The sequence below is a fragment of the Frankia sp. CgKIO3 genome (assembly GCF_977946435.1).
Genome location: NZ_CDWTMO010000164.1, coordinates 1 through 8,687 on the forward strand (window position 1 = coordinate 1; position 8,687 = coordinate 8,687).

Consider the following 8,687-nt stretch of genomic DNA (forward strand, 5'->3'; position numbering starts at 1 on the left):
GTACCCCCCCGGCCAGTACCCCCCCGGCCAGCCGGCAGCCCGCCATCGGCGCGTCGCTGCTGGCCATCGGGGAACAGGGAATCGGCCGTCTCGCGGTGGCGGCACGGCGACGCCTCACCCTGCTGTACGAGGCCAGTATGCACATCGGGACCACCCTCGACGTGACCCGGACCGCCGAGGAACTGGCCCAGGCAGCCGTGCCCGAACTCGCCGACGTCGTCACGGTGGACCTGGCGGAGTCTGTCCTGCGGGGCGAGGATTCGCTGCATCCGACCGCACTGCTGCGTCCGAACGCACTGCTGCGCCGCGCCGCCCTGCACGGCATCCAGGAAGGCCTCGCCCTCTACCCGGCCGGTCACCAGATCAGCTTCCTGCCCTCCACGCCGCAGGCCCGGTGCCTGGCCAGCGGGCGGGCGGTGCTTGATGCCGACCTGCACGCCGCTCCCGGCTGGCAGGCCCAGGACCCCGAACGCGTCGAGCGACTCCTCGCGCAGGGGATCCACTCGCTCATCACGGTTCCCCTGTCCACCCGCGACGTAATGTTCGGGGTGGCCAGTTTCTACCGCTCCCGGCAACCAGAGCCCTACGAGGACGACGACTTGGCCCTGGCCGAGGAGTTGGCCGCCCGCGCGGCGCTGTGCCTGGACAACGCCCACCGCTACACCCGCGAACGACAGCTGCACCACCAGGCCCTGCACGATCCGCTGACCGACCTGGCGAACCGCACGCTGTTGACGGCCCGACTGCAACGCGGACTTGCCCGGCGCCTCCACGATAATACGCAGGACAATACGCAGCTTGCACTACTGTTCTGCGACCTCGACGACTTCAAGAGCGTCAACGACAGATTCGGGCACGCGGCCGGCGACGACCTGCTTCGCGTAACCGCGGATCGGCTGACGAGTTGCGCCCGTACCACCGACACGGTTGCCCGCATCAGCGGCGACGAGTTCGCGGTCCTACTGGAAGGTGGCTGCGTCGACCCCGAGTCCATCGGGCGGCGGATCCTGGAAACACTCCGCGTACCCTTGGTACTCGCCGGAACGGTTCATACAATCCAGGCCAGCATTGGGCTGGTCGTTGTCGACCCCGGCACTCAGGCCACTGCGGAAAGCGTGCTGAAACAGGCAGACTCCGCCATGTATGCCGCAAAACGGCGGGGTAAAGGCACCCTGGTGGTGTACCGGCCGGAGCTGTGCCCCGCCAGCGCCGAGGATGCCCTGCGCACCAGCCTCACCCACGCCGTACGCGGCGAGGATGGCGGCGGTACCCTCGACGTCAGCTATCAGCCGATCATCGAGCTCCACACCGGTCGGACCGTCGGTGTCGAGGCGGCGCTTCGGTGGGACGACCCGTCCTCCCGACCCGCTCCCCACCACCGTCTCATCCCCACCGCCCAGCAGACCGGGCTGGCCCCCGCACTGGAGCACATCCTGCTCGACCGGGCCTGCCGTGACCTCGGCCGCTACCGAAGCACGGGCCATCCGGAGGTGGCCCTCCACATCCCCGTCTCGATCATCGATGCCGCTGACGCCTGGTTCACGACCGAGGTGATCAGTGCCCTGACCGTCCACCACCTGCCACCCGATGCTCTCGTGCTCCGCGTCGTCGGCGCGACGCACCACACCGATCAGGCCGCCCTGCGGGCGCTGCGCGGACTGGCCGCACGAGGCATCAGGCTCGCGATCATCTGTCCCAGCGCCGAGGACCTCTCGTTCGATCCCCTTCTGCCACTCCCCGTCCAGATCATCGTGCTCGACGCCACCGCCACCCGGCAGCTGACCGAATCGCTGACCGACGGCCGCACCCCCGGGGAAGAAGAAAACGACGGCACGTTGCGCACGGCGTTCCTCGCCACCATCCGCGGGCTGGGCATCTCACTGCTGGGCACCGGCATCACCGACGCGAAGCAGGCCGCCACCCTCGCGCACAGCGGCTGCGACCTCGGCCAGGGCAGCCTTTTCGGCGGACCCGCACCGCTCGCCGACATCCCCGGCAGGTATCCGGCATGAGGTAGCTGCCATGTCTCCAGTGCGTGGCACTGGCCCCCAACTCTCCAGTGCGTGGCACTGAAAATGCCTTGACCTGATGTTGGGTTGACGTCGTAGGGTCGCAACACGTTTGCAATGTGGTTACCCACCGTTGTCGCGATCTACCGGTTCGACCACCAGCCGCCACCGAGAGGGACCGTATGCTGATCCGACTTCTGCGGGCTCACCTCGGCCCCTACGGCCGGCCGATCTCGCTACTGGTCCTTCTGCAGCTGGTGGCGACGATCGCCATGCTCTACCTCCCCACCCTCAACGCTGACATCATTGATCGTGGAGTGGTCATCGGCGACACCGGCTACATCATGCGTATCGGTGGACTCATGCTCGGTGTCAGCGTCGTGCAGATCGTCTGCGCCGGCGCCGCCGTCTTCTTCGGAGCCCGGACGGCGATGGCGCTCGGTCGGGATATCCGGGCGTCGGTGTTCGACCGGGTCCAGTCATTCTCAGCGCGGGAGGTCGGCCGCTTCGGTGCGTCCTCACTGATCACCCGGGCCACGAACGACGTGCAGCAGGTGCAGATGCTGATGTTGATGAGCTTCACGCTCATGGTCTCCGCGCCGATCATGTGCCTGGGCGGCATCATCCTGGCGGTCAATCAGGACGCCGGGCTCTCGCTCCTGCTCGTCGCGATCACTCCGGTCCTCGCGGTGATCATCAGCTTGATCGTGCGACGGATGCGGCCGCTGGGCCGGGCGATGCAGGAGCGCCTGGACACCGTCAATCGGATCCTGCGGGAGCAGATCACCGGACTCCGGGTGATCCGCGCTTTTGTCCAGGACGATTATGAGCGGCGCCGGTTCGCGGTGGCTGACGCCGAACTGACCGACGTCTCGTTGCGGTTCGGTCGACTCATGGCGTTGATGTTCCCGCTCGTGCTCACCGTGGTCAACTTCTCGAGCGTGGCCGTGCTGTGGTTCGGTGCTCACCGTATCGACGCCGGCCAGATGCAGATCGGCGCGCTGACGGCCTTCCTCAGCTACCTGATGCAGATCCTGATGTCGGTGATGATGGCCACCTTCATGTTTATGATGATTCCCCGCGCCGAGGTGTGCGCGGAGCGCATCCAGGAGGTGCTCGAGACCGACTCCACGGTCCTGCCACCGCAGAACCCGGTGCGGGAGTTGCGCCGCCACGGTGACCTGGAACTGCGGGGCGTTGGGTTCCACTACCCGGGAGCGGAGGCGCCGGTCCTGCGCGGAATCAGCCTGTGCGCCCGGCCGGGTCAGACCACAGCCATCATTGGCAGCACCGGTAGCGGCAAGACGACGCTGCTCGGTCTGGTCCCGCGGCTGGCCGACGCCACCGAGGGTGCCGTCCTCGTCGACGGCGTCGACGTCCGCGATCTCGACCCGGCGCTGCTCGCCCGGACCGTCGGCCTGGTTCCACAGAAGCCGTATCTGTTCTCCGGCACCGTCGCGACCAATCTGCGTTACGGAAATCCGGACGCCACCGAAGACGAACTGTGGCGCGCGCTGGAGATTGCGCAGGCGAAGGACTTCGTCGAAGCCATGCCGGACGGTCTCGGCACCGCGATCGCCCAGGGTGGCACGAACGTCTCCGGCGGCCAGCGCCAACGGCTCTCCATCGCCCGCGTGTTCGTTCACCGCCCGGAGATCTACCTGTTCGACGACTCCTTCTCGGCCCTCGACTACGCCACCGACGCCCGTCTGCGCAGGGCGCTCGCCCACGAGACCTCCGCCGCGACCGTGGTGATCGTTGCTCAGCGGGTCGCCACCATCCGGGATGCGGATCAGATCATCGTGCTGGACCACGGTGAGGTGGTCGGCGTCGGCACCCACCAGCAGTTGATGGCCGACAACACCACGTACCGCGAGATTGTGCTCTCCCAGCTCACCGAGGAAGAGGCGGCATGAGCAGCCCGGTACCGGTACCGCGCCGCGGCCCGGCTCCGACGGCCGGGCCCGCTCGGTTCTTCATAGGCCCGGGCGCGACGGAGAAGTCGATGGACTTCGCCGCCTCGAGCCGCCGACTGCTCGGACTGCTGCGACCGCAGCGTCACCTGATGATCGCCGTCGTGGTCCTGGCGACGTTGAGTATCGGTCTGAGCGTGATCGGTCCTCGCCTGCTCGGCCACGCCACCGACCTGGTGTTCGCGGGGATCTTCAGTCGGCGGCTGCCCGCTGGCAGCACGAAGGAGCAGGCGGTCGCGCAGCTGCGTGCCACCGGCCACGGCACCCAGGCGGACCTGCTCGCCTCGCTCGACGTGACCCCCGGTCATGGCCTGGACTTCGATGCCATCGGTGTCGTGCTGCTGGGGGTCGTGCTCGTCTACGCGGTGTCCGGGCTGTGCGGTGTGCTCCAGGCCCGGCTGGCGAACCTGGCCCTGCAGAGAGTGATCAGTGATCTGCGCCGCGACGTCCAGGCGAAGATCTCGCGGTTGCCCATCCGTTACTTCGACGGTCAGCCGCGAGGCGAGGTGCTCAGCCGGGTCACCAACGACATCGACAACTTCGGGCAGAGCCTGCAGCAGAGCATGTCGCAGATCGTCGTGTCGACGCTGACGATCGTGGGCGTGCTGTCGATGATGCTCTGGATCTCCTGGATCCTCGCCCTGATCGCGCTGGTCACGGTGCCAGTGTCGATCATGGTGGCGACCCGGGTCGGCAAGCTGGCTCAGCCCCAGTTCGTCGCTCAGTGGCGGATCACCGGTGGTCTCAACGCCCATATCGAGGAGATGTACACCGGGCACACGCTCGTGCGGGCGTTCGGCCGGCAGGAGGAATCCGCGGAGATCTTTCGTGAGCAGAACGAGCGGCTCTACGCCGCCAGTTGGCGCGCGCAGTTCATCTCCGGTCTCATGCAGCCCTCGATGTTGTTCATCGGAAACCTGAACTACGTGCTGGTAGCGGTGATCGGCGGCCTGCGGGTCGCGTCCGGCTCGCTGTCGATCGGTGACGTCCAGGCGTTCATCCAATACTCTCGGCAGTTCAGCCAGCCGTTGTCCCAGGTTGCCAGCATGGCGAACCTGGTGCAGTCCGGGGTGGCCTCCGCGGAGCGGGTGTTCGACCTGCTCGACACCGTCGAGCAGGAACCCGACCGGGCGGTTCCGGCGCATCCGGAGCGGCTTCGTGGCCGGGTGGCCTTCGAACACGTCTCCTTCCGCTACGAACCGAACAAGCCGTTGATCGAGGACCTGTCACTCGTCGCGGAACCTGGTCACACCGTCGCGGTCGTCGGGCCGACCGGTGCCGGCAAGACCACTCTGATCAACCTGCTGATGCGCTTCTACGAGGTCACCGGCGGACGGATCACCTTGGACGGGGTCGATGTCGCGGCGATGTCCCGGGATGAACTGCGGGCCAGCATCGGCATGGTCCTGCAGGACACCTGGCTGTTCGGCGGAACGATCGCGGAGAACATCGCCTACGGTGCGGAGGGCGCCACCCAGGAGCAGATCGTGGCGGCGGCCCGCGCCGCGCACGTCGACCGGTTCATCCGCACCCTTCCCGCGGGTTACGACACCGTGCTCGACGACGAGGGGGTCGGCGTGAGCGGCGGGGAGAAGCAGCTGATCACCATCGCCCGTGCCTTCCTCGTGGAACCTCTGATCCTGGTTCTCGACGAGGCGACGAGCTCGGTGGACACCCGTACCGAGGTCCTCATCCAACGGGCGATGTCGACCCTGCGGGCGGGCCGGACCGCGTTCGTCATCGCGCATCGACTGTCGACCATCCGGGACGCGGACACCATTCTTGTGATGGAGAACGGAGCCATCGTCGAACAGGGCACCCACACCGAACTCCTGGCCGCTGGCGGCCTGTACTCCCGGCTGTACCAGTCCCAGTTCGCCCAGGCCGTCGTCGAGATCTGACCGTCGAGGTCTGACGCGAGCGGTTGCGCTACCAGCCTGTGCGTGTGACAGCGGGGATGAGCGCGAGCCGGACGGCTCGTTAGGTGAACTCTGACAAGAAAGCGGATCGGGATCGCTCCGGTCGACCCTGAGCGGTTAGCATGCCGTGCCTTCCCGGGATGCAACAGTGCCGATGGTCGGTGAACGGTGCCGATGGCCGGTGCGGGCTCTTTCGGCGATGATGTCGGTGGAGGTGGGGGATGGCGAAGGATGAACCGGCGGACCCGCGGCTGCCACGAGGGCCCTCCTGGGCTGCGCAGGTCGGCCCGGGGCGGGCTGAGGACATCGCCGAGAGACTGGCCGCGGAGGAGTCCACCGAGACGACCCTCGAAGCATCCGGCCGGTGGCCGTCGGCCCAGCCGCCTCCCGGGCTCTACCCGCCGCCGCAGTCCGCGGGGTCAGCCTGGGGCACGGGCGAGCTTCCGATCGCGACGCCCGTGTACGGCGGCCCACCGCTCCAACCGCTCCCGCCGCCCCAGCCCGACCGGGATCAGTGGTTTTCCGGGCCTCGGCGGGGTTGGCTGCGTCGCCTGTTCCGAAGGTGACGGATCCGAGATGACCGGGTTCGTTCCCGTGGCACGTGCTCAGGCGCCCGGTCCGCCCGGTCCACCCGGTTCTCTCCGGTCGAGGAGGACGGCGCCGCGCCGGACGTACGCCGTCTGGGAGCTGACCCTGGCGTGCAATCTCGCCTGCGGGCACTGCGGCTCGCGCGCCGGTGACCGGCGGCCCGCGGAGCTGACGACCGAGCAGGCGCTCGACGTCGTGGCGCAGCTCGCGGCGGTCGGCGTGGACGAAGTCACGCTCATCGGCGGTGAGGCGTTCCTGCGCCGCGACTGGTTGACGATCGCGGCCGAGATCACCCGCCGGGGCATGGGATGCACGGTCACGACGGGTGGATACCGGATGAGCGCGGCCATGGCGCGCGGACTGCGCACGGCGGGTGTCGAACAGTGCTCGGTGTCGGTGGACGGGATGGCCGCCACCCACGATCGCTTACGCGGCCGGAAGGGCTCGTGGCAGTCGTGTTTCACGACGATGGAATGGCTGCGCGCCGCCGACGTCGAGGCTACCTGCAACACCCAGATCAATCGTCTGACCGCATCCGAACTGCCCGAGCTGTACCGGCGGCTGCGGGCCGCGGGCGTCGTCGCCTGGCAGTGGCAGCTGACCGTTCCGATGGGCAACGCGGCCGACCACGCCGAGCTCCTGCTCCAGCCGGTCGAGCTGCTCGAGGTGTTCCCGATGCTTGCCCGGATCGCGCGTCGCGCCCGCCGGGACGGCATCCGCGTCCATGCCGGCAACAACGTCGGCTACTACGGCCCTTACGAAAGGCTGCTGCGCTCTCCCGAGGGGTCGGCCTTCTGGGCGGGATGCCAGGCCGGGTTGTCCACGCTCGGCATCGAGGCGGACGGCACGATCAAGGGTTGCCCCTCGTTGCCGACCCGGGACTACGCTGGGGCAACATCCGCGACCGCAGCCTCACCGATCTGCTGCGTGACGCTCCCGAGCTGGCGGTCAACATGGCGGCGGGGACGCCGGCCGCGGTCGAGAACCTGTGGGGCTTCTGCCGCGGCTGTGCGTACGCGGACGTCTGCCGCGGCGGCTGCACCTGGACCGCCCACACTTTCTTCGGCCGCGCCGGCAACAATCCCTACTGCCATAACCGGGCGCTGACACATCAGCGCGCCGGGGTGCGGGAACGGCTGGTCCAGGTCGCCCCGGCGCCGGGGGAGCCATTTGACCATGGACTTTTCTCCGTCGTCCAGGAAGACCTGGACGCGCCCTGGTCCCTGACCGACCGGCCCCGCCTTACGGCCGAGGAGATCCACTGGCCCCGTGACTGGATCGACTGACGGTTCCTCGCCGTCTCGGGAGGTGCCCAACCGGGGAGGTGCGCCAGGTCTGGGATCCGCCCCGGTCGAGGCTGGCCGAGGTCCGGGCCGGCTCGGGTCCGGGGGCGCCGGGTCAGGACCTGCGCCAAGTGGAGATGTGGACGGTGCTGGCGGCGGTGAAGGGCGCACTATCCCAGCCACCGTACCGGTCGACCAGTGCCAGGCCGGCGAGCCGAGCCATGAGATCGAGCTCGGCGGGCCAGGCGTGGCGCAACTCCACCGGAGATAGGTGTCGATGCCGTGGTCGGTGATGGCGATGTGGCGGCTATGGATCCGCTGGGTGGAGCGGTCGAGTATCGCGGTGTTCAACCGGGTCTCGTCGTCGGCGGTCGTGGTGACCCGGAGGTCCTGCCCGCGGTCGAACAGGGAGAGTTCCGGTACGAACGCCTCCAGGATGAACACCCCGCCGGGCCGCAGGCGGGCGGCGGCCGAGGCGAAACACCGTTCCTGGTCAGCCTGGGTCAGCAGGGCGAAGAACGTGCTGAACACGACGTAGACGAGGCTGAACGAACCTCCTGGAACGTCGATGTCGGCGAAATCCCCGATCGTCACCGGCAGTTCCGCGCCGCCGGGTTTCGCCCGCAGCCGCCCAACCATGCGCTCGGAGGCGTCGATCCCGGCTACCGGAATTCCACGCGCCGCCAGCGGCAGGGCGATTCGCCCGGTCCCGATTCCGAGTTCCAGTACCGGCCCGTCGCCGGCCCGTTCCGCGGGGAAGTCGACGACCGCGCCGATCTCATCGACTCGGGAACCCACGAGATGCCACCGGTCGTAGACATCTGCGATCCGGTCGCCGTACTCGGCCGGATCCTCTTTTCCGGGTTTCGTCACCATGCCGACATCGTGACAGTTACCCGGCCAGCCTCAATGCCG

General features: G+C 68.3%; 5 protein-coding genes and 1 pseudogene. 4 read left to right on the forward strand and 2 right to left on the reverse strand.

Translation table 11 applies throughout. The annotated features are described in order from the left end of the window. The 4 genes from AC08OJ_RS16245 to AC08OJ_RS16260 form a co-directional block, all read left to right on the forward strand. Positions 1-2,012, forward strand: a 2,012-nt coding sequence (locus AC08OJ_RS16245; protein WP_476596170.1) for a putative bifunctional diguanylate cyclase/phosphodiesterase, incomplete at its 5' end; no start/stop codon positions are given. Between the two features lie 179 nt (positions 2,013-2,191). Beyond that, a complete protein-coding gene (locus tag AC08OJ_RS16250) occupies positions 2,192-3,925 on the forward strand; it encodes an ABC transporter ATP-binding protein (protein WP_476596171.1) in 1,734 nt (577 codons plus the stop codon). Continuing rightward, positions 3,922-5,883, forward strand: a complete 1,962-nt coding sequence (locus AC08OJ_RS16255; RefSeq protein WP_476591860.1) for an ABC transporter ATP-binding protein — start codon at positions 3,922-3,924, stop codon at positions 5,881-5,883. The genes AC08OJ_RS16250 and AC08OJ_RS16255 overlap by 4 nt, the downstream gene beginning before the upstream one ends. A 594-nt stretch (positions 5,884-6,477) precedes the next feature. Further along, positions 6,478-7,596 carry a radical SAM protein gene (locus AC08OJ_RS16260; protein ID WP_476596172.1) on the forward strand — a complete coding sequence of 373 codons (1,119 nt, stop codon included), beginning with the start codon at positions 6,478-6,480 and terminating at the stop codon, positions 7,594-7,596. 291 nt (positions 7,597-7,887) lie between these two features. Here the strand turns inward: AC08OJ_RS16260 and AC08OJ_RS16265 are convergent, their stop codons facing one another. Together AC08OJ_RS16265 and AC08OJ_RS16270 are read right to left on the reverse strand one after the other, a co-directional pair. Next, positions 7,888-8,034: a hypothetical protein gene (locus tag AC08OJ_RS16265; RefSeq protein ID WP_476596173.1), complete on the reverse strand. Its 147-nt coding sequence runs from the start codon at positions 8,032-8,034 to the stop codon at positions 7,888-7,890. A gap of 209 nt (positions 8,035-8,243) precedes the next feature. Next, positions 8,244-8,648: pseudogene (locus AC08OJ_RS16270) on the reverse strand (class I SAM-dependent DNA methyltransferase); the annotation flags it as partial. Positions 8,649-8,687: the final 39 nt, after the last annotated feature.

Coding starts and splice junctions, on each gene's coding strand:
- AC08OJ_RS16250 (WP_476596171.1), top strand. CDS start 2,192: ATGCTGATCCGACTTCTGCGGGCTCACCTCGGCCCCTACGGCCGGCCG.
- AC08OJ_RS16255 (WP_476591860.1), top strand. CDS start 3,922: ATGAGCAGCCCGGTACCGGTACCGCGCCGCGGCCCGGCTCCGACGGCC.
- AC08OJ_RS16260 (WP_476596172.1), top strand. CDS start 6,478: ATGACCGGGTTCGTTCCCGTGGCACGTGCTCAGGCGCCCGGTCCGCCC.